The following is a 1,032-nucleotide window of genomic DNA, read 5'->3' as shown; positions in this document are numbered from 1 at the left end:
CCCTCTCTGTCAGCCTGTGGTGAGACGCCCTTCTGTGAACGTTTAACCTGAGAGGGCACGACAGGAGATTGCACACCCATGAGCAGTAGTGAACCCGTCGGGTCGGACCCGGCACCACGGCCTCAGCGGCGGACGTTCACGTCCGAGTACAAGCTGCGGATCGTGGCCGAGTACGACGCCGCGCCCCGGAACGAGAAGGGCGCGGTCCTGCGCCGGGAACGGCTCTACCACTCCCACGTCAAGGAATGGCGGGCCGCACGGGATGCCGGGGCCCTGGAAAAGCTCACCGACCGGCGGACGAGCCCGGCTCGTGCGAAGAAGTCCGCCACGGAGGTGGAGAACGAGAAACTGCGGCGGCAGGTAGAGCGCCTGGAGAAGGAACTGGCCCGGAACAAAGCCGCGTTGGATGTGATGGGAAAAGCCTCCGCGCTCTTGGAAATGCTCTCCGAGAGCGCGGACTGAAGGATGCCGCCGACCCCGTCGTGGACGGGGCTTTCACCGGCGTCGAGCGGGAACTGGGAGTCACGGCCGCGTGCCGGCTGACCGGGCGCTCCCGGGCCACCCACTACCGCTCACTCAAGCCCCCTGCGCCCCGCAAACCCCGCGCCGTCCAGGTCCAGCCATCGGCCCTGACCATCGAAGAGCGCCGCACTGTACTGGAGTTGATGAACAGCCCGCAGTACGCGGAACTTCCTCCCGCGCAGATCTGGGCACGCGAGCTGGACGAGGGCCGCTACCACTGCTCGGTCTCCACGATGTACCGGATCCTGCGTGAACACGGCCAGTCCGGTGAGCGCCGCCGTCAGGCCACCCACCCTGCCAAGACTGTGCCCGAACTGGTCGCCACCGCGCCCTCGCAGGTCTTCACCTGGGACATCACCAAGCTGGCCGGCCCGGACAAGGGCATCTGGTACCACGCCTACGTCATCATCGACATCTTCAGCCGCTACATCGTCGGCCACACGGTGGAACGGGCCGAATCCGCCGAACGGGCCGAGGAGTTGATCCGCGAGACCATCGAACGCAACGGGA

The 1,032-nt window shown here is 66.7% G+C and carries 2 protein-coding genes; both read left to right on the top strand.

Annotation, left to right across the window (positions count from 1 at the left end; translation table 11 throughout):
- Positions 1-78 precede the first annotated feature (78 nt).
- On the top strand, positions 79-462 hold the full coding sequence (locus ACZ3TS_RS43075; protein WP_467628750.1) for a transposase: 384 nt from the start codon (positions 79-81) through the stop codon (positions 460-462).
- 20 nt (positions 463-482) lie between these two features.
- Positions 483-1,032: DDE-type integrase/transposase/recombinase (locus ACZ3TS_RS43070; RefSeq protein ID WP_467628747.1), on the top strand; the 550-nt coding region annotated here is incomplete at its 3' end.

This window comes from Streptomyces sp. NPDC022910, from assembly GCF_055561075.1.
Note: the sequence above shows the minus strand (reverse complement) of the source record. Positions and strands in the feature narration are given on the sequence as shown.